A 21,965-nucleotide genomic window follows, 5' to 3' on the forward strand; every position below is an offset into this window, starting at 1 on the left:
ACTCGTTACGTCACCAACGCGCAAGGCGGGGGAGGGTTGCGGGAGAAGTGCGGCCAAAAGTGGTACTTTTGGCCGGGAACATATCTTGGCAATTCAGCGAAGTTGGTTAAATAGATCGAGAGAGTGCGGGTTGAGCCTCGCATACCGCCAGACGCTGGGAGGTAATATGCTTGACGACAAGACAATTATATCGAAAATCTGTGCTAAATTGTTGGCCGCTACGCAGCAAGAATGGTCGCAAAAAAATCGACCAAAGTTGCTCTCTGCACTTGGAGGCGTTCTTACCGATGAGGATAGGGTTGCAGTCCAGCAGGAGTATAAGTCGCTTCATAACTTTATTAATTGCGAAGCTGAGGAGAGTCTTTTAGTTGTAAAGGTACCTAGAAAGGGTTTGGCGGCTTTGCCAAAGGAGCGAGAACTGGAATTTAATTTTTCGCCAGAATCGGTCGAAGAAGAAAATTATGATAGCCCCCCTTCTTACAATGACGAAGTTTGGGATGCTTTCACTAGACCGATTAGTAGCGGAACGGTTAGAATTATTGATCTGTCTTCGAGTAGGCCGCGGGTTTCTGAAGAGCCAATTGGTTTTGATATAAAGGCTGATCAATATGCCGTTCAAGAAGCCGATTTGCCTTGCGCTGTACTTGAAGGCATTAGGGTTCGTCCAAAGGCAATCCATCAAGCAATTGCTAATTGGTCCAAAGACAAATTTGATAGATCGCGAATAGAAAAGTCTGGAAATGTTAGGCCAAGGGTTCGGCAGAAATCTGCTGGTGGCGACGGAGCATTATTCGGCCTCATGAATCAGAGTGAACTGAGCAGGATATATATTCCAGCGGATATTGTAGCTGATCTCTTGAGTCGGCGATAATGCAGAAACGAGTCGTAGTGTTAAACAACGTTAGCGGTCGCGTATATGAGAGATTGCGCCGAGCGCTAAACTCAAATCTTTACATTATTTGCTATGTTAGCGGACGTCCCTCAAGCGAATATTTTGACAGGCTGACGGATCACATGCTAAAGAGTATTGAGAAAAACTCTGGAGCCGAAGATGATTGTACGCTAATACTCTTTACAAGGGCGGGGGAGGTGAGCGCGTTAGAAAAAACGATATTTTTTCCTTGGGCTGTTCGTCAGTCAGTGCCGAATGAATTCTGTACTGATAGTAATCTTTCTCAAAGTTTCGAAAGCCTTATTTCTCGTAGTTTTAAAAGTGAAGATGCTCGCACTCGCGCAACATATATTAAGGGCAAGAAAAACAAGAGAGTTCTTTTGCCGCTCGCGAACACTCAATCTAAAAAACTCGTCGATTGGTTTGATAGCTTTTATCTTACTGGGTTTCAAGAGCCACCGAGTAGCTTGTGCAAAGAGATAACGCAAACCAAAGGGTCAGGAGGCTTGTGCGCTAAAAATCGGCTATTTTCTCCTGCTGAGAACTCAACGAAGCATCCGGTAAGGCGAGTAAGTTGCAGCGCTTTGTGCGATTTGAGTGCTAAATTTAGGTTCGGAGTAAGGGTTAACCCTCGCTTCGAGTTTGATGTCACCTCTTGTCGCGGCCTCGCGGGACAAAAATTTTATCTTTGCAGCGGACGGGCACAAACTATTGGAAAGTCTTCGCATTTAAATATGAGGATCAACGACGATTTCGTCGAAAATTAGAAGTCCTATAAAGGAAGAGGCAGAGAGATTAACTTCTCTCTGCCTCCCTTTTTCACACACCAAAGTGACATCAGTAAGCCAGCCTTAAGAGGCTGATTAGCCTTACGATCCCTGCTGCTCCAAACCACGGTAATTAGCCGGGCCAAACATGCCCAGGACCCTTGTGGGTATAGCATGCTCTGACAGCGCGAGCCGGGGTTCGAGCTGCGGTGAGTAGCTCAAACGTTGCCGGCGGGCAAAATCACGATGTCGATATCGTTATAGAATATCCGTTAGTCAAGAGTTAAAATTTGAGCTGACACGTGCCGTGATATCAAGCTGCTCAGCAAAGAGGTTTCCTCGCAAACCCCAAAATATCGCGAATTGAGATTATGACAACTACTGCCGACGCTTTCCAAAACGTTTTCGACTGCCGCTCGTTCGCGTGGAAAGGCTTCCGAAGTAATTCTCTGTCCTACATTCCTCGTTTCCGCTATGTTCTCCGCCATTCCATCCCGGAGGCTCTCGTTGGATTCGCTCGCCCGCCTTGTTGCCGATCATGCGCGCCGTTCGTCGGGGCGGGGTTTGCGGTGGGGTCGATCGAGGGGGGACGTATGCGGCCCTTTGTGAACTTCCGGCGCTTTTGGCCGCGCTTCACACGGCGGGCGCTTTTCCGCTCTGGACAGTGTGAAGCGTGTGAAGCTGGCGGGCTTCGCGGGCGGCCTCGGGGCGGGGGGCTTCACCGCATCTTAGGCTTTGGCTGGCATGCGTCCCGTGATGGCACGAAAGCGGTGCGGCGGGGCCGGGCGGGGCGCTTGCGGGGCGCGTTAACCCCGTTTGTGCCTAGCAATCGGGCGGCAAGCCGCGCAGCCTCGGGCGGTAACAGGAGCCAGACGACATGACCGCGACCCGATCCCCCTTCACCCGCACGCTGCTTGCCGCCGCCGCGCCCATGTTCGCGCTGGCCGCGCCGTTTGGTCTCACCGCCTGCGGGGACAAGGACGCCAATGAGCGGCAGGTGGCCGAGCTCGACGACCAGCTGTCGGGGGCCGAGAACGATCCCGCGCTCAATGCGGCGCTGAACGATCGCATCCTGGTCGATCCCGATCTCGCCACCCAGTCCAATCGCAACGCGCTGCGCGCGCCCGGCGATGCGGGCAGCGGCGCGGTGCCGCCCGACGACGGCTATGCGGGCGACAAGGCGACGCTCGCGGACTTGGGCGGCATGAAGCTGCTCCACGCGCCCGCCCCACGCACCATGACCGACGCCGAGTGCAAGGACTGCGCCGCCGTGAAGCCGCGCACGCTAGGCTCGCTCGCCGAGCGGCAGGCCAGGGGAACGTGCGACGCCAAGCTCAGCTATGGCGCGGGCTGGGCCAACCGCATGCCCGCCGCCTTCCCGGTCTATCCCAAGGGCCGCGTGCAGGAGGCCGCCGGCGTGGCGGGCAATGCCTGCGACATTCGCGTGGTCAGCTTCACCAGCGCCAACCCGATGAAGGACGTGGTCGACTATTACTACACACGTGCCCGGGGCGCCGGGTACGACGCGGAGTACGTCATCCGGCAGGGCGATCACGCGCTCGGCGGCACCCGCGGCGATGATGCCTATTATATCACATTCGCGCAGCGTTCGGACGGCGGCACCGCGGTCGACATCGTCGCCAGCGGGGGCAGCTGAGGCGGGGGGCGCTTGCTAACGGGGGCCACCAGCGCGTAGAGCGCGGCCCCATGAACACACTGCTCGTCATGGCCGGAGGCGCGATCGGCGCGGGCCTGCGCTACCAACTGGGCCGCTGGGCGTTCCACCTCGCCGGGCCGGGCTGGCCATGGGGCACCTTTGCCGCCAATGTGCTCGGCGGGCTGGCCATGGGGCTGCTGGTCGGTGTGATGGCGCGGACCGGCCTGAGCGCGGGGGCGGGCGAGAGCGTGCGGTTGGCTGTAGGCGTCGGCCTGCTCGGCGGGTTCACCACCTTCAGCGCGTTCAGCCTGGAGGTCGTGCTGATGGCCGAGCGCGGCGCGCTGCTCGGCGCGGCGGGCTATGCGCTGGCCTCGGTGCTGCTGTCGGTGCTCGCGTTGCTGGCCGGGCTGATGCTGGCGAGGCAAATGGCATGGTGAAGCAGGGTTCGGAGGACGTACGCGCCTTCACCGTCGCCGCCGATGACGACGGCATCCGGCTCGACCGCTGGTTCAAGCGGCACATGCCGGACATCCCGTTCGGGCTGGTGTCGCGCTGGATCCGCACCGGGCAGGTGAGGGTGGACGGCGGCCGCGCCAAGGTGGGCGATCACATCGCCGAGGGGCAGGAGCTGCGCGTGCCCCCCGCCGAAGCGCCGAGCGACACGCCGGTCCGCCGTGGCCGCGATCCGCTGACGCCCGAAGAGGAGGCGTTTGCCCGCGATCTGGTGATCTATGAGGACGAGCATGCCTATGTCGTCAACAAGCCGCCCGGCCTCGCCACGCAGGGCGGCACCAAGACCACCCGCCATCTCGACGGCATGCTCGATGCGTTGATGCTCGGAGGCGGCGAGCAGCGGCCGCGGCTGGTGCACCGGCTGGACAAGGATACCTCGGGCGCGGTGCTGCTGGCGCGCAGCCCGGGCAGCGCGGCCTACTTCTCCAAGCACTTCGCCACCCGCAAGGCGCGCAAGGTCTACTGGGCGTTGATCGTCGGCGTGCCGGACATCTTCGACGGCATCATCGAACTGGCGCTGTCCAAGCAGCCCGGCACCGGCGGGGAGAAGATGCATGTGGACGAGGAGAACGGCGCGCCATCCAAGACGCGCTACCGCGTGATCGAGCGCGCCGGCAACCGCGCCGCCTGGGTCGAACTGCAGCCCTATACCGGGAGAACGCACCAGCTACGCGTCCACATGGCGGCGATCGGCCATCCGATCGTGGGCGACGGGAAATATGGCGGCAAGGAAGCGTTCCTGACCGGCGCGATCAGCCGCAAGATGCACCTGCATGCGCGTCGGCTGAAGATCGGCGGGCCCAAGGGATCGAAGATCGACGTGACCGCGCCGCTGCCCGAGCATTTCGCGGAGTCGCTCGAGCGACTCGGCTTCGACCAGGCGCTCGGCGATCTGCCGCTGGACGACGGCCCGCCCGAGGCGCCGACCGAGATCAAGAAGCAGAAGGCGCGCGCTCATGCCAAGGCGGTGCGCAAGGAACGCCGCGGCGAGCGGCGCCAGCGGGGAAGCTCGCGCAACGCGCGCAAATGAGCAAAGGCATGAGCAATCGCCTCGCTTTGTTCGACTGCGACGGCACTTTGGTCGACAGCCAGGCCGCGATCTGCGCATCGATGGAGGAGGCGTTTCGTTCGCTCAACCGCACGCCCCCCAGCCGCCGCGCGATCCGCCGCATCGTCGGGCTCAGCCTGTTCGAGGCGATGCGCGTGCTGGAGCCCGACGGCGATGAGCCGCTGCATTTCGGGCTTGTCGAAGGCTATAAGCATGCGTTCCGCGCCCTGCGCCTCAATGGTCTGCTCGAAGAGCCGCTGTTCGACGGGATCGCGCCGCTGCTGACGAAGCTCGATGCGGCGGGCTGGCTGCTCGGCGTCGCCACCGGCAAATCGGACCGGGGACTGCACGGGCTCCTGGAAATGCATGGCCTGACCGGCCTGTTCGTGACGCTGCAGACCGCCGATCGCCACCCCTCCAAGCCGCATCCGGCGATGGCCGAGGCGGCGATGGCCGAGGCGGGCGTTGAGCCGGGAAACACCGTGGTGATCGGCGACACCAGCTACGACATCCAGATGGCACGCGCCGCCGGCGCGAAAGCGCTGGGCGTGGGTTGGGGCTATCATGATCCCGCCGAACTGACTGCGGCCGGCGCGCACCGCATCGCCGATCGCCCCGAGGATATCGAGACCATCATGGAGGCCATGCTATGAGCGACGATCCCGCAAAATCGCGCTTTTTCATCATATCGATCGCCCGGCTGATGGGGGCGATCACGGTCATCGTCGGCCTGTGCATCTTCCTCGGGCTGATCGCTGCGCCCAAGAGCGTCGGTGTCGTGCTGATTCTGCTCGGTTTCGCCGACTTCGTCTTCATTCCGCGGTTCCTCTCGGCCCAGTGGCGCACGCCCGACGATCGATGACCAAGCGCTTCTACAAGCAGGTCGCGGTCGAGGAGCGTGCGGACGGTCGTGCGATCCTGCTCGATGGACGCGCGGTCAACACCCCGGCGCGCAAACCGCTGTTGCTGCCCACCGATGCGCTGGCCGATGCGGTGGCGGAGGAATGGCGCGTCCAAGGAGAGGAGATCGACCCCGGTTCGATGCGGCTTACCGGGCTCGCCAATGCGGCGATCGACCGGATCGCCGCGGATCGCGGCGATTTCGAGCGCGACCTGGCGGGCTATGGCGATACCGATCTGCTCTATTACCGCGCCGCCGAGCCAGAGGAACTCGTGCAGCGGCAAGTGGATAGCTGGGACCCGCCGCTCGCTTGGGCTAGACAGCATTTCGACGTCGACTTCCGGCTTTTGACAGGCGTCATGCCTCGGCCCCAGCCAGCCGAGACGCTCGAACGGCTGGGCGCGGCACTGGCGGCGCGCGACGACCCCACCCTTGCGGCTTTTGCGCGCACGGTTCCGCTCAGCGGATCGCTGGTGCTGATGCTGGCGGTGGACGAGGGCGCGATGAGCGCGGACGCGGCGTGGGAGGCGTCGATCCTCGACGAGCTTTGGGAAGAGCATTTGTGGGGCGAGGATGCGCTGGCGACGGCGAGCCGCGCCGCACGCAAAGCGGATTACGATGCCGCCTGGCGCTTTCGTCTGCTGTCCCGGGGGGCGCGGTGACAGCGCCGTAAAAGCACGGTTCATCTGCGCTGCGCTAGAAGCGATGGAACCGGCGAAATGCCAGCCGTCTTTAACCCCGCATATACGGCATTCTGGATGATGAAACGCCGCAACTTGAGATAAACGACCCAGGAGAAGACCGATTACCAAAGCCCGTATTTTTGCCGCCGCCCTGCTTGCTTCGGCCGCGTTCGCCGCGCCTGCCCTGGCGCAGGACCAGATGGATCACAGCCAGATGGATCATGACCAGATGCAGGCCGACGCCTCGGTCGATGCCGATGCTTCCGTCGATCCTGAAGCGTCCGTTGATGCCGATACTTCCGTCGATGCCGATGCAATGGCGGATGCCGATGCGACGACAGGCCTTCCGGTCGAGCAGCGCAACGCCGCGATCGAAGCGTTTTCCAAGGCGCAGACCGCGCAGGCTTCCGGCGATTATGCCGCTGCGGTCGCCGCGCTCACTCCGCATCTCGACACGATCCGCGCCATGGCCGCGACGGGCGATGCCGAGAGCGCCGGCTTCCTCGCCGATGCACTGACCACCGTGGCCGTCAGCCAGGCGCAGACCGGCGATGTCGCCAGTATCGGCGGGCTGCTCGTGGAAGCCGTGCCGGCGCGCCGGACGGTTTATGAGGCCAATCCGGGCGACGTCAACGCGCGTCTGGCGCTGGTGAACTCGCTCAACAGCACCGGCAATGTGGTGCTGCAGACCACCGACAAGCCGACCGCCGAGCCCTATTTCAAGGAAGCGGCGGATCTGGCCAAACAGGGCTATGACGCCAATCCGGCCAACGCCGCCGTCGGCAACGCCTATCTGACCGCGGCGATCGGCATGAACAATGTGACCGCCGATCCGGAATGGTATGCCAAGGTAAAGACTATCGCCACCGCCCTTAATACCGCCGGGACGCTCGACCCCGCGCTGGCACCGGTGGTGCAGCCGCTCATCGGCGGCTGACCGAAGCGACCTAGAACGCAAGAATGGGGCCTCGCAGCAATGCGGGGGCCTTTCTTTTGTAATCACTACACTATCCAGCCCATTGGTTCGTCATGCCAGCGAAAGCTGGCATCTCAGGCGTTTGTGCAGCCCGGTCGGAGACCCCAGCTTTCGCTGGGGTGACGAAGTTCTGTTATGTCGCGCTTAGAACGATCAGTCGGTCATCAGCTCGCGGGCGAATTCTATCAGGCCGGTCTGGCGGCGGCGGCGCATGCGTTCGGCGCGCAGGATCGTGGCGACGTCGGCGAAGCAGCGGTCGACATCGTCGTTGACCACCACATAGTCATAGCCGTCCCAATGGCTGATCTCGGCGCGGGCGCGGGCCATGCGGCCGGCGATCACCGCGTCGGTGTCGCTGGCGCGCTTCTTGAGGCGGCGGCGCAGCTCGGCGATCGAGGGCGGCAGGATGAACACCTGCGCCACCTGGCTGCCCGCGCGCTGGTGGAGCTGCTGCGCGCCCTGCCAGTCGATGTCGAACAATACGTCCTTGCCCTCGTCGAGCAGAGCGTCGACCGAAGCCTTGAGCGTGCCGTAGCGGTGATCGAATACATGCGCCCATTCCAGGAATTCTCCGGCAGCGACGAGCCGGTCGAATTCGGTATCGTCGACGAAATGATAGTCGACACCTTCTGTCTCATTGGGCCGCGGGGCGCGGGTGGTGGCGGAAATCGACAGGGCGATCTGCGGATCGGATTGCATGAGCATGCGCGCAATGGTCGATTTGCCCGCGCCCGAGGGCGAGGACAGCACGAAAAGCACGCCGTAACGTTCGAGCTGGAGCGGATCGGCCATGCCGGTTCATGGCCACGGCGCCGGCGCCGCGTCAAGCGCGACGCCTTGCCGGACCGTGCCCTGCTTCGTACCCATCAGTCGGTGACGGGGCGCGGCGGGATCGCGTCCAGCTGCTCGGCCTGGGCGCTGCCATCGATCGCCACGGCGGAACGCATGGCGCCGGAACCGGTATCCTCGGCGATCGCGGTCTCGCCCGCCGCCCGGGCCATCGCCATATCGGTGTCCTCGGCGCTGAGCCCGGTCGAGTTGGCGGCTTGCTCGGCGCGCTTTTCCTTGCGCTTGTCGTAGATCAGTTTCGCCAGATAACCGCCGCCGACCAGCGCCGCCCCGGGCAGCGAGCGGGTGGCGACGCGGGTCACCAGAAAGCCGATACCGGCGCCGAGCAGCCCCCGGCCTGCGGTCTTTTGCCCGATTTGTTCGCCGATCAGCGTGCCCGCGAGCGATTTCAGAAATCCCATGGTTTAGTCTCCGCTAGAGGGTTGGTCGACTTCGTCGGGCCGGGCCATCGGTATGAGCGGCACCGGCTCCTTGAAGGTGTGGGTGACATAGGGGAACGGGATCTCGATGCCCGCATCGTCCAGCGCGCGCTTGACCGAACGCACCACGGCGTCGCGGGTTCTGTGCATATCGATCGGCTGCGATCCGGCCCACCAGCGGACGCGGAAATTCATGCTGAAATCGCCGAATTCGAAGGCGAAGATATCGATGCGCTTGTCGGTGATGACGCCCTCGGTCGCTTCCATCGCGGTGCGGATGACCTCGCGCGCTTCTTCCAGATCGGTATCGTAGCTGACCCCCACGACCACCTCGTGGCGCCGTTCGCTATCGTCGGTGAAAATCTCCACCGGATTCTTGAACAGCATGCTGTTGGGGACGATCGTCACCTCGTTCGACAGCCTGCGCACATGCGTTTCGCGCAAGGTGATATGCTCGACCCGGCCCTCGATCCCCTGGCAGCTGATGACATCGCCGATGCGCATCTTCTTGCGGATCATGATGAGCACGCCAGCGAGGAAATTCTCGAAAATATCCTGGAACGCGAAGCCGATCGCCACGGCGCCCAGCCCGAGTCCGGCGAGCAGGCTGGCGGGGGTCAGGCCCGGCAACAGGATGGTGGCCGCGATCAGCAGCCCGACCACCCAGACAAGAATGGTTACGAGCGTATCGACGAGCGATTTGAGCGATGGCCGGATTTCGGTCTTGTCGGTAATCCGGTCGACCAGCTGGCGACCGCCCTTGGCGATCAGCCAAGTGATGACGATGACGACCAGGGCGATCGCCAGCAGCGGCAGAAGCTTGAAAAAGCCATCGGCCATCGCGCCGATCTGCTCGAGCAAGGATTGTACGGGTCCCTGAAATTGGTCGGTGGCGCTGGTCATGCCGGGCGCATCTCCCTGAACTTGAATAATATCATTACGTTTTGAATATGAACGGCATATTCCGGTCTCGGTTCCGGTGGCGCCGGAGGACCCGGCGAGCGCACAGGCTATACCAGGTTTATGATCGCCGGGTGGTGTCTCGGATTGAAAGCGTTCTGCAGTTTCCGGAGCGTCATTGCGAGCCGCCGGCGAAGCAATCCAGGGTGCCCACAGCGCTGTATCCGCCCTGGATTGCTTCGTCGCCCCGGATCAAGTCCGGGGCTCCTTGCAATGACGGGGACACGATTCTCAAACGCAAACACATCCACCGCTCCGCTTCGCCCCGCCTGCGAAGCGCCTTCTGCGGCGGTTCCGCTAGCGCCCGACCATGTTCTCCGGCTTCACATGCTCGTCGAAGGTTGCCGCGTCGACCAGCCCGAGTTCCAGCCCGGCTTCCTTCAGCGTCTGGCCGTTGGCATGGGCGTGCTTGGCGATCTTGGCGGCGTTGTCGTAGCCGATCACGGGCGCCAGCGCGGTGACCAGCATCAGCGAGCGGTCGACCAGTTCCTGGATGCGGCCCTCGTTCGCTTCCAGCCCGTCGACCAGCCGTTCGGCGAAACTCGCCATGCCGGTCGACAGGAGGTCGATCGAGCGCAGCACGTTGGCGCCGATCAGCGGCATGAACACGTTCAGTTCGAACTGGCCCTGCATGCCGCCGATGGTGACCGCCTGCTGGTTGCCGATCACCTGCGCGGCGACCATGGTCAGCATCTCGCACTGGGTGGGATTGACCTTGCCCGGCATGATCGAGCTGCCCGGCTCGTTCGCGGGCAGGTCGAGCTCGCCGAGCCCGGAACGCGGGCCGGAGCCGAGATAGCGGATGTCGTTGGCGATCTTGTTGAGCGCTGCGGCGAGCGCGTTCAGCGCGCCGTGGAAGAACACCAGCGCGTCCTTGCCGGCAAGTTCGGTGAACTTGTTGGGCGCGGGCGTGAACGTCTCGCCGGTAATGTCGGAGATCGCGGCGGTCATGTCATCCGCCCAACCCTCCGGCGCGTTGAGGCCGGTGCCGACCGCGGTGCCGCCGATCGCGAGTGGCGTCAGGTTCGCCTCCATCACCCGCTCGATGCGGGTGCGCGCAGCCTTCAGCTGGCCGACATAGCCGGAAAACTCCTGGCCGAGCGTCAGCGGCGTGGCATCTTGCGTATGCGTGCGGCCGATCTTCACGATATGGTCCCAGGCCTCGACCTTCTTCGTCAGCGACGCGATCAGCATGTCGATGGCAGGGAGCAGCTGCTTGCGCGTGGCGAGCACGGCGGAGATGTGCAGCGCGGTGGGAAAACTGTCGTTGCTGGACTGCGACTGGTTGACATGATCGTTCGGGTGGACCGGTTCCTTGCCGCCGCGCTTGCCGGCGAGTTTCTCGTTGGCGATCCCGGCAATCACCTCGTTCACGTTCATGTTGGTCTGCGTGCCCGATCCGGTCTGCCAGATGGTGAGCGGGAACTGGTCGTCATGCTCGCCCGCGATGATCGCCTTGGCCGCATCCTCGATGGCGTCCGCCAGCCTATCCTCCAATCCGTGATTGCGGTTCACCCGCGCCGCGGCCTGTTTGACGATCGCCTGCGCGCGGACCAGCCCGATCGGCATGCGCTCGCGTTCCTGGAATGGGAAGTTCTCCAGGCTCCGCTGCGTTTGCGCGCCCCAATAGGCGCTTGCGGGAACCTCGATCGGGCCGATCGAATCGGTTTCGGTGCGGGTGTCGGTCATAACCGCCTCTTTCGGATTCATCAGGTGACATCAGAAGCTGGCCCCGGCCTTCGCCGGGGAACAGCGGTTAAATCGTCAGCTTATTTCTTCTTGCCGAAGTCCACGCTCACCACGTTGCTGCCCGCTTCCTGTTCCACCGCCGGGCCATCGTTGCCGGCGGCTTCGCCGGGGCCGACCGCGCCGTGATCGCCATCGACTTGGAACTGCAGCGCGAAGTCCACCGCGGGATCGACGAAAGCGGTGATCGCTGAATAGGGGACGACCAGATGGCTGGGGATCTGGTTGAAGCTGAGGCCGACCTCGAAATGGCCGTCTTCCACCTTCAGGTCCCAATATTTATGCTGCAGCACGATGGTCATCTCGTCGGGAAAACGCTCCACCAGATGGCCGGGGATCGAAACGCCCTTCGCATGGGTCTTAAAGGTGATGTAGAAATGATGCTCGCCGGGCAGGCCGCCCGCCTCGACCTCGCTGAGCACGCGGCCTACCACGGCGCGCAGCGCTTCCTGCACGATCTCGTCGTACGGAATCAGGCTGTCGGGCATATCCTCGCTCATAGCGGCGGACTCGTGGACCGAACCGCCTTTCGAATCAAGGCGGTTAGTATAAAGGCGGGCTTCCAATGCGCGGACAGGCGCGTATATCGCCCGCATGCGCACCGGAACCATCGCTCGCTCGACCCAGGAAACCGCGATCAGCGTCCGGCTCGATCTGGACGGGACCGGGCGATATAAGGTGTCGACCGGCATCGGCTTTCTCGATCATATGATCGAGCAGTTCGCGCGCCATTCGCTGATCGACCTCGAGCTCAAGGTCGACGGCGATCTGCATGTCGACCAGCACCACACCGCCGAGGACAGCGCCATCGCGTTGGGTCAGGCGATCCTGGAAGCGCTCGGCGACAAAGCTGGGATCGTGCGTTACGGCCAGGCTTATTCGCCGATGGACGAGACGCTGAGCCGGGTGGCGCTCGATATCAGCGGGCGCAGCTGGCTGACGTGGAAGGCGGGGTTCACGCAGGAGAAGCTGGGCGAGCTCGACACCGAACTGATCGAGCATTGGTTTCACTCGGTCGCCGACGCCGCCGGGATCACGCTCCACGTCGAACTGCTCTACGGCAGGAACAACCACCATATCTGCGAAAGCATCTTCAAGGGGTTCGCCCGGGCAATGCGGCAGGCGGTGGAGGTCGATCCTCGCAAGGGCGGGGCGGTGCCATCGACCAAAGGTGTTCTAGGGGGATAGCGGACCTTGTCCTTCTTCTCCTCTCGTCATTCCAGCGAAAGCTGGAATCCAGGGCGGCATAGCGCTGCAATGACCTTGGATTCCAGCTTTCGCTGGAATGACGCTTGTTTGTAAATTCACGATGCCGGGACAGATAGCCCTCATCGATTTCGGCGCGGGGAACCTGCAGTCAGTGCGCAATGCGCTGAAGTTGGCGGGCGCGGGCGATGTGGCCGTGACCGCCGATCCTGAGGTGGTGGCGCGAGCCGACCGCATCGTGCTGCCGGGCGTCGGCGCGTTCGCGGCCTGCCGCGCGGCGCTGTTCGGGATCGAGGGCATGGTCGAGGCGCTGAATGCACGCGTGCGCGGCGATGGGGTGCCGTTCCTCGGCATATGCGTCGGCATGCAGATGATGGCGGGCATCGGCCTCGAACATGGCCGGCAGCACGGGCTCGGCTGGATCGGCGGCACGGTAAACCAGATGGACGCCACGGTGCGCGAGGTGCGCGTGCCGCATATGGGCTGGAACGCGGTGTTGCTCGATCGGGCGCACCAGGTGTTGGAGGAGGGCGAGGCCTATTTCCTGCACGGCTACGCGTTCGATCCGGCCAATCAGGCCGATATCCTGGCGGTGACCGATCATGGCGGCCCGGTCGTCGCGGCGGTCGGGCGCGGCAATATTCTCGGCGTGCAGTTCCATCCGGAAAAGAGCCAGGGCTATGGCATCGCGCTGCTGGAAAGGTTTCTGACATGGGCGCCGTGAGCAGCGCCACACACCCGTTCGCCCTGAGCTTGTCGAAGCCTGTCCTTGCATATTGGGATTGGCAAAAGGTTCAAGTTTTGTTGGACTGGCGCTGTTTTGCCCGGGTCATGACAAGGGCAGGGCTTCGACAAGCCCAGCCCGAACGGTATTGAGGACATGACTCCATGATCGTCTTCCCCGCCATCGATCTCAAGGGCGGCAAGGTCGTGCGGCTGGCCGAGGGCGATATGGCCCGCGCTACGGTCTATGCCGATGATCCCGCGGCCCAGGCGCTGCTGTTCGCCGAGGCCGGGGCGGAGCATCTCCATGTCGTCGATCTCGACGGAGCGTTCGCGGGCGAGGCGCGCAACCGGGAAGCGGTGGAGCGGGTCGTCGCGGCGTTTCCGGGCCATGTCCAGCTGGGCGGCGGCATCCGCGCCCGCGCCGATGTCGACGGCTGGTTCGAACGCGGCGTGGCACGGCTCGTCATCGGCACCGCGGCGCTGAAAGACCCGGAGTTCGTCAAGGCCGCGGCGCGCGACTGGGAGGGCGGCATCGTCGTCGCGGTCGACGCGAAGGGTGGCATGGTGGCGACCGACGGCTGGGCCGAAACGTCGGACATGACGGTGGTCGATCTCGCCCGCCGGTTCGAGGATGCGGGCGTTGCCGCGCTGCTGTTCACCGATGTCGGGCGCGACGGGATGCTGAAGGGGTGCAATATCGAGGCGACGGTCGATCTGGCGCGCTCGGTCGATATCCCGGTGATCGCCAGCGGCGGGGTGAAGGGCATCGCGGATATCCGCATGTTGGCGTTGCAGGCCGATCAGGGGATCGAAGGGGTGATCTGCGGCCGCGCGATCTATGACGGGCGGCTCGATCTGGCGACGGCGATCGCCTTGGGGGCGGGGGCGTGAGCATGCTTATGAAAATCCTTCCCGTTCAAGGGGAGGTGGCAGCGCGCAGCGCTGGCGGAGGGGGCGCTCGGTCCAGCGCCGCGCTATCGAGCACTCTCCCTCCACCATTCGCTTCGCGAACGGTCCCCCTTCCGGTTGCGGGGGAGGATTTATGACCGTCCGCATCCGCGTGATCCCCTGCCTCGATGTCGCCGAAGGCCGCGTCGTCAAGGGCGTCAATTTCGTCGATCTGGTTGACGCCGGCGATCCGGTGGAACAGGCGCGCGCCTATGACGCGGCGGGCGCGGATGAACTGTGCTTTCTCGATATCACAGCCAGCCATGAGCGGCGCGGCACGATGGTCGACATCGTGCGCCGCACGGCCGAGGTCTGCTTCATGCCGCTGACCGTCGGCGGCGGAATCGGCAGCGCCGAGAATGCGCGCGCGCTGCTGATGGCGGGGGCGGACAAGGTGGCGGTGAACAGCGCCGCCGTCGCCCGGCCAGAGGTCGTCGGCGAGATCGCCGAGCGGTTCGGCAGCCAGTGCGTGGTTGCCTCGATCGATGCGCGCAAGGTGCCGGGTCCTTCGACAGGCTCGGGAGAGCGCTGGGAAATCTTCACCCATGGCGGGCGGCAGGCGACCGGGATCGACGCGCTGGAGCATGCCCGGCGGCTGGTCGAACTGGGCGCGGGCGAGCTGCTGATCACCTCGATGGACCGGGACGGCACCCGCAACGGCTTCGACCTCGGCCTGACCCGCGCGATTGCCGATACGGTGGACGTGCCGGTGGTGGCGAGCGGCGGCGTGGGATCGCTGGACCATCTCGTCGAGGGGGTGATAAAAGGCCATGCCAGCGCGGTGTTGGCCGCGTCGATCTTCCATTTCGGCGAGGCGACGATCGGGCAGGCGCATGCGGCGCTAAGGGCGGCGGGGCTGCCGGCGCGGGGCGGCTGAACACACCCATAATCCGTTCGTGCTGAGCTTGTCGAAGCACCGTCCTATTTTCTCGCAACACTCCCTAAATAGAAAGTACGGCCCTCCGACAGGCTCAGGGCGAACGGAATTTTCCAATTCTTGCTGACGGTCTTATCCGGCTCCTCAAAAATACCTGGGGGTCCGCCCTTGACCCGCGATGAACAACCGCCATATCGGGCCTCGTTGGCACTCGCATCACCCGAGTGCTAACAGAAATTTCGCAACGAATGCTCGGCGCCATCCATTGGCAGGGCAGAACCATATCGCAACCTCCAAGGAAAGGGACCCTTTATGAACTTTCGTCCGCTCCACGACCGCGTGCTCGTCCGCCGCGTCGAAGCCGAACAGAAGACCGCCGGCGGGATCATCATCCCCGACAGCGTCCAGGAAAAGCCGCAGGAAGGCGAAGTCGTCGCCGCCGGCAGCGGTGCCAAGGCCGATGACGGCACCGTTACTCCGCTCGACGTCAAGTCCGGCGACCGCATCCTGTTCGGCAAATGGTCCGGCACCGAGGTCAAGGTCGACGGCGAAGAGCTGATCATCATGAAGGAAAGCGACATTCTCGGCATCATCGGCTGAGACCGGTTTTTTCCCGATCCAACCCCATCCGTCATGCCAGCGAAAGCTGGCATCTCCAGCCCGGCAGGACAGTTTCCGATGGCCCAAGATTCCAGCTTTCGCTGGAATGACGATCATTCAATAGGAGATATTTCATTATGGCAGCCAAGGACGTAAAATTCGGCCGCGACGCGCGCGAACGCATCATGAAGGGCGTGGATATCCTCGCCGACGCGGTCAAGGTCACGCTCGGCCCCAAGGGCCGCAATGTCGTGCTTGACAAGAGCTTCGGCGCACCGCGCATCACCAAGGACGGCGTGTCCGTCGCCAAGGAAATCGAACTCAAGGACAAGTTCGAGAACATGGGCGCGCAGATGCTGCGCGAAGTCGCCAGCAAGACCAACGACGCGGCCGGCGACGGCACCACCACCGCCACCGTGCTTGCTCAGGCGATCGTGCGCGAAGGCATGAAGTCGGTCTCCGCCGGCATGAACCCGATGGACCTGAAGCGCGGCATCGATCTGGCCGTGATCAAGGTGGTCGAGGATCTGAAGAGCCGCTCGAAGACCATTTCCGGCTCCAGGGAAATCGCCCAGGTCGGCACCATCTCGGCCAATGGCGACAAGGAAATCGGCGAGAAGCTGGCCGAAGCGATGGACAAGGTCGGCCACAACGCGCCGATCACCGTCGAGGAAGCCAAGGGCCTCGAGTTCGAGATCGACGTGGTCGAGGGCATGCAGTTCGATCGCGGTTACCTCTCGCCCTATTTCATCACCAACAGCGAGAAGATGACGGTCGAGCTCGACAATCCGTACATCCTCATCTTCGAGAAGAAGCTGTCGAACCTTCAGACAATGCTGCCGATCCTGGAATCGGTCGTACAGGCCGGTCGCCCGCTCCTCATCATCGCCGAGGACATCGAGGGCGAGGCGCTCGCCACGCTCGTCGTCAACAAGCTGCGCGGCGGCCTCAAGGTCGCGGCCGTCAAGGCACCGGGCTTCGGCGACCGCCGCAAGGCCATGCTGCAGGACATCGCGATCTTGACCAACGGCGAAATGGTCAGCGAGGATCTCGGCATCAAGCTGGAGAAGGTCACGCTGAACATGCTGGGCGAGGCCAAGCGCGTCACGATCGACAAGGACAACACGACCATCGTCGATGGCGCCGGCGATGCCCAGGCGATCAAGGACCGCGTCGACGCGATCAACGCGCAGGTCGAATCGACCACGTCCGATTACGATCGTGAAAAACTCGAGGAGCGCCGTGCCAAGCTTTCGGGCGGCGTGGCCGTGATCAAGGTCGGCGGTGCCACCGAGGTCGAGGTCAAGGAAAAGAAGGACCGCGTCGAGGATGCCAAGAGCGCGACCAAGGCCGCGATCGAAGAGGGCATCGTTCCCGGCGGCGGCGTCGCGCTGCTGTATGCGACCAAGGCGCTCGACGGTCTGGAAGGCGAGAACAGCGACCAGACCCGCGGCATCGATATCGTCCGCAAGGCGCTGACCGCGCCGGTCCGTCAGATCGCGCAGAATGCGGGCTTCGACGGCGCCGTCGTGTCCGGCAAGCTGCTCGATCAGGACAATATGGATTACGGCTTCAACGCCTTTTCCGACGAATATGAGAATCTGGTCGAAGCCGGCGTGATCGATCCGACCAAGGTCGTGCGCACCGCGCTGCAGGATGCCGGTTCGGTCGCCGGGCTGCTCATCACCACCGAAGCCACGGTGGCCGAGCTGCCCGAAGACAAGAGCGCCGGCGGCATGCCCGGCGGCGGCATGGGTGGAATGGGCGGCATGGGCGGCATGGATTTTTAAATCTGCCGATCATCGCTCGGTTCATGCCGAACGAAAACGGGGCCGGAGGAGCGATCCTCCGGCCCTTTTCTTTGGCGATTATGAAGCTTGCAAACCCGTTTCATTTTTCGTCATCCCAGCGAAAGCTGGGGTCTCGGGCAGGATCGCCATGAGGCCTGAGATGCCAGCTTTCGGAATCCCAACAAAGTAGTACTTTGTTGGGTGCCCTTTCCGGGTCCCAACAAAGTACTACTTTGTTGGGTGCCCTTTCGCTGACATGACGAACAGAGAAAGGCGCAGCTATGCCGTTCTGAATTTCCATCCGACTGGGTTTGCAAAGCACATAATCGCCTTTTCTTTGCGCGTGGCGCTGGCAACGGAATTATTCTATACCCGGAAGATGGCCAGCGAACCGATCTTCCCGAAACTCACCGCCGAGGAATTTCTCGAGATTGAATTTCCGTCCGATCGGCGCTTTGAGCTCGATCGCGGAGTCATTCGCGCCATGGGCGGCGGCACAGTCGCTCATTCCAGAGTTCAGGCCAATCTCTTCGGTGCGCTTTTCGTCGGCCTTCAGGCGAGCAAGTGTAACGCCTTTGGCCCGGATATGGGCGTGCGGACCGGCGCCAGCTCGATTCGTTATCCTGACATCAGCGTCTATTGCGGAGATCAAACTTCGTCCGAGAACGACGAAGAGAAGGCGTTGGACGATCCAATGGTTCTGATCGAAGTTCTCTCGCCCTCGACGCGCAAGGAAGACGAAAGCACGAAACTTGCCGAATATCGTGCTCTACCCAGCGTTCAGGCTATCATATTTGTGGATCCGGCGGCCGAAGCGTTTCGGCTGATCGAGCGATTGGACGAGGACAGTTGGCGGGACAGCCTGATCCGCAATGGATCGGATTTGATACTGTCCGCGCTCGGCCTCACCATCCCCTACGCGGAAATCTTCGCCCGCTAACGGTCGGCAACCTCCGTTTGACGCCGTCGTCGATACGGCAGGGAGCACAAGCGATGATCGACGAGAAAGCCGACGAAAACACCATACTCACGCAAACGCAGGACCGGCCCAACCGCTCGACCGAGCATCACGGGGAGGATGATGAGCGGCGGCCAAGCGACACGCTCGATCGCGACATCGAGAAGCACGGCCATGCCGGTCAGTCTATGCCCGGGGACAGCGAACAGGTCTGACGCAGTGCTTCAGCGGCGCTTTTTCTTCTTGGCGTTCGGGTCCACCGGCTCGGCCGGAACCATCACCATATCGGTGACGTGAACCAGGCCGTTAAAGGCGGGCTGGTCGTAAGCCGTGATCGTGGCGACATGGCCTTCGGGATCGGTCAGCGTGACCTTGCCTTCCGGACTGAGGCCGGCGACCAGCGTCTGTCCGGCGAGCGTCGGCAGGCTGCCCTTGCCGCCATTACGCTTGAGCTGCTTGACCAGCTCGGACGAAGCGAGATAGCCTTTTACCACATGATATTTGAGCAGACGGTCGAGCGCGGGCTTGTTTTCCGGCTTCAGCAATTCCGCCAGTTCGGCCTGGTCCATCGCCATGAACGCAGTGTTGTTCGGCGCGAAGACGGTGAAAGGACCGGTCGCCTCGAGCGCGTCGACCAGCGCGTCCTGTTCCACCAGTTGCGTCAGGCGCGTGTGAGCGGGCGACTGGGACACCAGATCGACCACGGTGGTGAAATCGCTCGATTTATAGCTGGGCGGCGGCGGCGGCGCATAGCTGGGTACGGACGGCTGATAGCTCGACAGGCCCTGATCGCCGGTCTGCTCGTAAGGCAGTTGCGCCGAGCCTTGCTGCTGCGTCGCCGGCTGCGCGGTCTGCGGCGCGCTCGGCACAGGGTAGGGCCTGGGCGCGGTCTGGCCGGGGAGCGGCGGATTGGTCGTCTGCGCCGGTTGCGCCGTTGGTGCGGGCGCCTGCGTCGGCTGGCCTTGCGGGGGCAGCGGCTCGACATTCTGCGCGGCTAACGGCGTGGCGATGATAGCCGAAAGGGCAGACCAGAAAATGGCGGACTTCATGATGCTCGATACTCCCATATGGGTGGGCCCCCGCCGGGGAGCGTCCGAATGATAGCGCATCGCTATCGCAAAGCGATGATGAACCCAAGCGATATGGGATCGGACGGGCGCTCCATAAGGGCTATTCGCCACCTTGCGTGCCCAGTTCCGACGCATACAGGCCGCGCAGTTCGGCCGCAAGCATGCGGAACTCCTCTTCGCGCGGAGACCCCTTGCGCCACACGAGAGCGATGCTGCGCGAGGCATGGGGGGTCTTCAGCGGGCGTGCCTGAACCTGCGTTCCCTCCAGCAATCCGGCTTTCAGCGCCATTTCCGGCAGCAGCGTCAGCCCGAGCCCGTTGTCGACCATCTGCACCAGCGTATGCAGCGAAGTGCCCATCATCGTCGCCGAGGCCCGCAGTTCTGGCCGGTTGCACGCGGCCAACGCATGATCCTTCAGGCAATGACCGTCGACCAGGAGCAGGAGCCGCGTCTCGTCGATGAAGTCGGGTGGGATCAAGGCGGGCAGATCGGTTGGGTCGTCCTTTGGAAAGGCGACGAACAGCCGGTCCTCGAACAATATCTCATGGTCGCTGTCCCCGCAGGGGAAAGGCAGCGCCAGCAGCACGCAATCCACCTGCCCGTGATGCAGTGCCTCGCAGGCGTCGGTACTGGTCTCCTCGCGCAGGTAGAGTTTGAGCTCGGCGTGACTGCGGCGAAGGTCCGGCAGCAGTCGCGGGAGCAAGAACGGCGCGATCGTCGGGATCACGCTCATACGCAGGTCGCCGGTCAGCGGTTTGCCGGCCGATCGGGCGAGTTCGGTCAGCTCTTCCGCACCGCGCAGGATGCGATGCGCTTTTTCGGCCATCGCATCGCCCAGCGGCGTGAAGCGCACCACCCGCCGCGTGCGCTCCACCAGCGTCACGCCGAGCAGCGATTCGAGCTCCCGCAATCCCGCCGACAAGGTCGACTGGGTGACGAAGCTGCTTTCCGCGGCGCGCCCGAAATGGCCATGCTCCTTCAGCGCAACGAGATATTGCAGCTGTTTCAGCGTGGGAAGATAGCTGTTCACGAAAACGGCTCCATCGATCAATATAATGAAAAGTAAGCGATTGCAGCGATAAGTCCAGCTTCGGCCACGGGAGCCATTTCCACGCTTGCTGCGTTGGCGGTCTGGTCAAGCGGAGGTCGCTTGCCTATCTTTCGGGTTCAACTGCATGGAGCGCCCCACATGTTCCGGGACCTCGTCGCCTATCTCGATTCGATCAAGGCCCGTGATCCGGCACCGCGATCGCGCTGGGAAATTCTCATTTATCCGGGCGTCTGGGCGCTCGGCTTCCACCGCGTAGCGCACTGGCTGTTCGTCGGCGAGCTGTTCTGGCTGGCGCGGCTGGTCAATCATCTGGCACGGCTGCTGACGGCGATCGACATCCATCCGGGCGCGAAGATCGGCCGCAACCTGTTCATCGATCATGGCTTCGTGGTGATCGGCGAGACCGCCGAAATCGGCGACAATGTGACGATCTATCAGGGCACCACCCTGGGCGGGACCAATCCGACCAATGGCGAGCCGGGCAAGCGCCATCCGACGATCGAGGACGATGTCATCATCGGGCTGGGCGTTGCCGTGCTCGGCCCGATCAATGTCGGGCGGCGGGCCCGTCTCGGCGCCAATGCGGTCGTGACCGACGACGTGCCCGAAAACGCGACCATGGTTGGCGTCAAGGCACGCTCCACGGTAGTGAAAGCCGAAACCTATGCCGCCGATTTCGTGCCCTATGGCACGCCATGTTCCGAAAATGGCGATCCGGTGCTGCAGAAGCTGGCGACGATGCAGGCGCGGATCGATGCGCTCGAAGGGCGGCTCGGCGAGGACGCGGACAAGGCGGCGCGGCGCGACCGGGCCTGATGAGCAATATCGTTCCGTTCCCGGGCCGTGGCGGCCCTAGCCAGATCGGTTCTGGCCAGATCGGTTTCGAGCGTGACGAACTCACCAGCATCCTCGATCTCTACGGCCGTATGGTGGCGGCCGGGAACTGGAAGGATTACGCCATCGATTTCGGCAGGGAAGCCGCGGTCTTCAGCTGCTTTCGCCGTGCCTCCGAGCGCCCGGAATATCGCATCGAGAAGCGCCCCGCGCTCCGGAATCGCCAGGGCATGTGGGCGTTGGTCGGCGAGGGCGGCGCGGTGCTGAAACGCGGCCATGCGCTAAAGCTCGTGCTGGCCCCGGTCGAACGCAAGCTGATGAAGCTGGTGGGCGGTTGACACAAAGGCCTTTCTGACAACCTTCGTCGCCCCGCGGAGGGGCCTATCCCTGTGTATCAGAAACAATTGGGACGGTTGCGAGCAGAGATTCCATTGCAGTCTCGCCATGCAAAAACATGCCGCCGTCCGCCCGACGAACGCGGGATAGGCTCCTGC

The 21,965-nt window shown here is 63.0% G+C and carries 26 protein-coding genes; 19 read left to right on the plus strand and 7 right to left on the minus strand.

What is annotated here, in order from left to right:
- Positions 1-166: 166 nt before the first annotated feature.
- The 9 genes from ACOQPC_RS02900 (at position 167) to ACOQPC_RS02940 (ending at position 7,398) form a co-directional block, all read left to right on the plus strand.
- On the plus strand, positions 167-871 hold the full coding sequence (locus tag ACOQPC_RS02900) for a hypothetical protein (RefSeq protein WP_420607167.1): 705 nt from the start codon (positions 167-169) through the stop codon (positions 869-871).
- Positions 872-1,089: 218 nt separating this feature from the next.
- Positions 1,090-1,659: a hypothetical protein gene (locus ACOQPC_RS02905; protein ID WP_420607168.1), complete on the plus strand. Its 570-nt coding sequence runs from the start codon at positions 1,090-1,092 to the stop codon at positions 1,657-1,659.
- Positions 1,660-2,536: 877 nt separating this feature from the next.
- Complete coding sequence (locus ACOQPC_RS02910) at positions 2,537-3,316, plus strand: hypothetical protein (protein ID WP_420607169.1); 780 nt, start codon at positions 2,537-2,539, stop codon at positions 3,314-3,316.
- Between the two features lie 50 nt (positions 3,317-3,366).
- Positions 3,367-3,753, plus strand: a complete 387-nt coding sequence (gene crcB, locus ACOQPC_RS02915) for a fluoride efflux transporter CrcB (RefSeq protein WP_420607170.1) — start codon at positions 3,367-3,369, stop codon at positions 3,751-3,753.
- Positions 3,747-4,859 carry an RluA family pseudouridine synthase gene (locus ACOQPC_RS02920; RefSeq protein ID WP_420607171.1) on the plus strand — a complete coding sequence of 371 codons (1,113 nt, stop codon included), beginning with the start codon at positions 3,747-3,749 and terminating at the stop codon, positions 4,857-4,859. Before crcB ends, ACOQPC_RS02920 begins: the two co-directional genes overlap by 7 nt.
- A gap of 8 nt (positions 4,860-4,867) precedes the next feature.
- Entirely contained in the window at positions 4,868-5,530 is a 663-nt protein-coding gene (locus ACOQPC_RS02925; RefSeq protein WP_420607172.1) for an HAD-IA family hydrolase, read from the plus strand.
- Positions 5,527-5,739 (plus strand): hypothetical protein, encoded by a 213-nt coding sequence (locus ACOQPC_RS02930; RefSeq protein WP_420607173.1) that lies wholly within the window; start codon positions 5,527-5,529, stop codon positions 5,737-5,739. Before ACOQPC_RS02925 ends, ACOQPC_RS02930 begins: the two co-directional genes overlap by 4 nt.
- Positions 5,736-6,440 carry an ATP12 family chaperone protein gene (locus ACOQPC_RS02935; protein WP_420607174.1) on the plus strand — a complete coding sequence of 235 codons (705 nt, stop codon included), beginning with the start codon at positions 5,736-5,738 and terminating at the stop codon, positions 6,438-6,440. Before ACOQPC_RS02930 ends, ACOQPC_RS02935 begins: the two co-directional genes overlap by 4 nt.
- A 235-nt stretch (positions 6,441-6,675) precedes the next feature.
- Positions 6,676-7,398, plus strand: a complete 723-nt coding sequence (locus ACOQPC_RS02940; protein WP_420607175.1) for a hypothetical protein — start codon at positions 6,676-6,678, stop codon at positions 7,396-7,398.
- 192 nt (positions 7,399-7,590) lie between these two features.
- Here ACOQPC_RS02940 and gmk read toward each other — a convergent pair whose 3' ends face one another.
- From gmk to ACOQPC_RS02965, 5 genes are all read right to left on the minus strand, one after another.
- On the minus strand, positions 7,591-8,229 hold the full coding sequence (gene gmk / locus ACOQPC_RS02945; RefSeq protein WP_420607176.1) for a guanylate kinase: 639 nt from the start codon (positions 8,227-8,229) through the stop codon (positions 7,591-7,593).
- A gap of 74 nt (positions 8,230-8,303) precedes the next feature.
- On the minus strand, positions 8,304-8,687 hold the full coding sequence (locus ACOQPC_RS02950; RefSeq protein ID WP_420607177.1) for a hypothetical protein: 384 nt from the start codon (positions 8,685-8,687) through the stop codon (positions 8,304-8,306).
- Positions 8,688-8,690: 3 nt separating this feature from the next.
- Positions 8,691-9,608: a mechanosensitive ion channel family protein gene (locus ACOQPC_RS02955; protein WP_420607178.1), complete on the minus strand. Its 918-nt coding sequence runs from the start codon at positions 9,606-9,608 to the stop codon at positions 8,691-8,693.
- 354 nt (positions 9,609-9,962) lie between these two features.
- Complete coding sequence (fumC, locus tag ACOQPC_RS02960) at positions 9,963-11,354, minus strand: class II fumarate hydratase (protein WP_420607179.1); 1,392 nt, start codon at positions 11,352-11,354, stop codon at positions 9,963-9,965.
- An 80-nt stretch (positions 11,355-11,434) separates the two neighbouring features.
- Positions 11,435-11,911, minus strand: coding sequence for an SspB family protein (locus tag ACOQPC_RS02965; RefSeq protein WP_420607180.1), 477 nt, complete (start codon positions 11,909-11,911; stop codon positions 11,435-11,437).
- 94 nt (positions 11,912-12,005) lie between these two features.
- On the opposite strand from ACOQPC_RS02965, the gene hisB reads away from it, so the two are divergent.
- The 8 genes from hisB to ACOQPC_RS03005 all read left to right on the plus strand — a co-directional run bounded on the left by hisB (position 12,006) and on the right by ACOQPC_RS03005 (position 18,731).
- Complete coding sequence (gene hisB / locus ACOQPC_RS02970; protein ID WP_420607181.1) at positions 12,006-12,599, plus strand: imidazoleglycerol-phosphate dehydratase HisB; 594 nt, start codon at positions 12,006-12,008, stop codon at positions 12,597-12,599.
- A 121-nt stretch (positions 12,600-12,720) separates the two neighbouring features.
- Complete coding sequence (gene hisH, locus ACOQPC_RS02975) at positions 12,721-13,341, plus strand: imidazole glycerol phosphate synthase subunit HisH (RefSeq protein WP_420607182.1); 621 nt, start codon at positions 12,721-12,723, stop codon at positions 13,339-13,341.
- 164 nt (positions 13,342-13,505) lie between these two features.
- Positions 13,506-14,234, plus strand: coding sequence for a 1-(5-phosphoribosyl)-5-[(5-phosphoribosylamino)methylideneamino]imidazole-4-carboxamide isomerase (gene hisA, locus ACOQPC_RS02980; RefSeq protein WP_420607183.1), 729 nt, complete (start codon positions 13,506-13,508; stop codon positions 14,232-14,234).
- Between the two features lie 151 nt (positions 14,235-14,385).
- Complete coding sequence (hisF, locus tag ACOQPC_RS02985; protein ID WP_420607184.1) at positions 14,386-15,168, plus strand: imidazole glycerol phosphate synthase subunit HisF; 783 nt, start codon at positions 14,386-14,388, stop codon at positions 15,166-15,168.
- A gap of 312 nt (positions 15,169-15,480) precedes the next feature.
- On the plus strand, positions 15,481-15,768 hold the full coding sequence (gene groES / locus ACOQPC_RS02990; RefSeq protein WP_420607185.1) for a co-chaperone GroES: 288 nt from the start codon (positions 15,481-15,483) through the stop codon (positions 15,766-15,768).
- Positions 15,769-15,905: 137 nt separating this feature from the next.
- Positions 15,906-17,558: a chaperonin GroEL gene (gene groL / locus ACOQPC_RS02995; RefSeq protein ID WP_420607186.1), complete on the plus strand. Its 1,653-nt coding sequence runs from the start codon at positions 15,906-15,908 to the stop codon at positions 17,556-17,558.
- Between the two features lie 256 nt (positions 17,559-17,814).
- Positions 17,815-18,498, plus strand: coding sequence for a Uma2 family endonuclease (locus ACOQPC_RS03000; protein ID WP_420607187.1), 684 nt, complete (start codon positions 17,815-17,817; stop codon positions 18,496-18,498).
- A gap of 53 nt (positions 18,499-18,551) precedes the next feature.
- Entirely contained in the window at positions 18,552-18,731 is a 180-nt protein-coding gene (locus tag ACOQPC_RS03005; protein ID WP_420607188.1) for a hypothetical protein, read from the plus strand.
- A 9-nt stretch (positions 18,732-18,740) separates the two neighbouring features.
- On the opposite strand, the gene ACOQPC_RS03010 is transcribed toward ACOQPC_RS03005, so the two are convergent.
- Both ACOQPC_RS03010 and ACOQPC_RS03015 read right to left on the minus strand, forming a co-directional pair.
- Positions 18,741-19,565, minus strand: a complete 825-nt coding sequence (locus ACOQPC_RS03010; protein ID WP_420607189.1) for a fasciclin domain-containing protein — start codon at positions 19,563-19,565, stop codon at positions 18,741-18,743.
- Positions 19,566-19,686: 121 nt separating this feature from the next.
- Positions 19,687-20,616, minus strand: coding sequence for a hydrogen peroxide-inducible genes activator (locus tag ACOQPC_RS03015; RefSeq protein WP_420607190.1), 930 nt, complete (start codon positions 20,614-20,616; stop codon positions 19,687-19,689).
- A gap of 159 nt (positions 20,617-20,775) precedes the next feature.
- Between ACOQPC_RS03015 and epsC the strand changes: the two genes are divergently transcribed.
- Together epsC and ACOQPC_RS03025 are read left to right on the plus strand one after the other, a co-directional pair.
- Positions 20,776-21,453, plus strand: a complete 678-nt coding sequence (epsC, locus tag ACOQPC_RS03020) for a serine O-acetyltransferase EpsC (RefSeq protein ID WP_420607191.1) — start codon at positions 20,776-20,778, stop codon at positions 21,451-21,453.
- Entirely contained in the window at positions 21,453-21,809 is a 357-nt protein-coding gene (locus ACOQPC_RS03025; protein WP_420607192.1) for a DUF2794 domain-containing protein, read from the plus strand. The genes epsC and ACOQPC_RS03025 overlap by 1 nt, the downstream gene beginning before the upstream one ends.
- The last annotated feature ends 156 nt before the right edge of the window (positions 21,810-21,965 follow it).

The organism is Novosphingopyxis sp. (genome assembly GCF_965218915.1).
Lineage (GTDB): Bacteria > Pseudomonadota > Alphaproteobacteria > Sphingomonadales > Sphingomonadaceae > Novosphingopyxis.

Excerpts from the sequence above, each read along its gene's own strand:
- ACOQPC_RS02900 (WP_420607167.1), top strand. The coding sequence starts at position 167 with ATGCTTGACGACAAGACAATTATATCGAAAATCTGTGCTAAATTGTTG.
- ACOQPC_RS02910 (WP_420607169.1), top strand. The coding sequence starts at position 2,537 with ATGACCGCGACCCGATCCCCCTTCACCCGCACGCTGCTTGCCGCCGCC.
- crcB (WP_420607170.1), top strand. The coding sequence starts at position 3,367 with ATGAACACACTGCTCGTCATGGCCGGAGGCGCGATCGGCGCGGGCCTG.
- ACOQPC_RS02920 (WP_420607171.1), top strand. The coding sequence starts at position 3,747 with ATGGTGAAGCAGGGTTCGGAGGACGTACGCGCCTTCACCGTCGCCGCC.
- ACOQPC_RS02925 (WP_420607172.1), top strand. The coding sequence starts at position 4,868 with ATGAGCAATCGCCTCGCTTTGTTCGACTGCGACGGCACTTTGGTCGAC.
- ACOQPC_RS02930 (WP_420607173.1), top strand. The coding sequence starts at position 5,527 with ATGAGCGACGATCCCGCAAAATCGCGCTTTTTCATCATATCGATCGCC.
- ACOQPC_RS02935 (WP_420607174.1), top strand. The coding sequence starts at position 5,736 with ATGACCAAGCGCTTCTACAAGCAGGTCGCGGTCGAGGAGCGTGCGGAC.
- ACOQPC_RS02940 (WP_420607175.1), top strand. The coding sequence starts at position 6,676 with ATGGATCATGACCAGATGCAGGCCGACGCCTCGGTCGATGCCGATGCT.
- gmk (WP_420607176.1), bottom strand. The coding sequence starts at position 8,229 with ATGGCCGATCCGCTCCAGCTCGAACGTTACGGCGTGCTTTTCGTGCTG.
- ACOQPC_RS02950 (WP_420607177.1), bottom strand. The coding sequence starts at position 8,687 with ATGGGATTTCTGAAATCGCTCGCGGGCACGCTGATCGGCGAACAAATC.
- ACOQPC_RS02955 (WP_420607178.1), bottom strand. The coding sequence starts at position 9,608 with ATGACCAGCGCCACCGACCAATTTCAGGGACCCGTACAATCCTTGCTC.
- fumC (WP_420607179.1), bottom strand. The coding sequence starts at position 11,354 with ATGACCGACACCCGCACCGAAACCGATTCGATCGGCCCGATCGAGGTT.
- ACOQPC_RS02965 (WP_420607180.1), bottom strand. The coding sequence starts at position 11,911 with ATGAGCGAGGATATGCCCGACAGCCTGATTCCGTACGACGAGATCGTG.
- hisB (WP_420607181.1), top strand. The coding sequence starts at position 12,006 with ATGCGCACCGGAACCATCGCTCGCTCGACCCAGGAAACCGCGATCAGC.
- hisH (WP_420607182.1), top strand. The coding sequence starts at position 12,721 with ATGCCGGGACAGATAGCCCTCATCGATTTCGGCGCGGGGAACCTGCAG.
- hisA (WP_420607183.1), top strand. The coding sequence starts at position 13,506 with ATGATCGTCTTCCCCGCCATCGATCTCAAGGGCGGCAAGGTCGTGCGG.
- hisF (WP_420607184.1), top strand. The coding sequence starts at position 14,386 with ATGACCGTCCGCATCCGCGTGATCCCCTGCCTCGATGTCGCCGAAGGC.
- groES (WP_420607185.1), top strand. The coding sequence starts at position 15,481 with ATGAACTTTCGTCCGCTCCACGACCGCGTGCTCGTCCGCCGCGTCGAA.
- groL (WP_420607186.1), top strand. The coding sequence starts at position 15,906 with ATGGCAGCCAAGGACGTAAAATTCGGCCGCGACGCGCGCGAACGCATC.
- ACOQPC_RS03000 (WP_420607187.1), top strand. The coding sequence starts at position 17,815 with ATGACGAACAGAGAAAGGCGCAGCTATGCCGTTCTGAATTTCCATCCG.
- ACOQPC_RS03005 (WP_420607188.1), top strand. The coding sequence starts at position 18,552 with ATGATCGACGAGAAAGCCGACGAAAACACCATACTCACGCAAACGCAG.
- ACOQPC_RS03010 (WP_420607189.1), bottom strand. The coding sequence starts at position 19,565 with ATGAAGTCCGCCATTTTCTGGTCTGCCCTTTCGGCTATCATCGCCACG.
- epsC (WP_420607191.1), top strand. The coding sequence starts at position 20,776 with ATGTTCCGGGACCTCGTCGCCTATCTCGATTCGATCAAGGCCCGTGAT.
- ACOQPC_RS03025 (WP_420607192.1), top strand. The coding sequence starts at position 21,453 with ATGAGCAATATCGTTCCGTTCCCGGGCCGTGGCGGCCCTAGCCAGATC.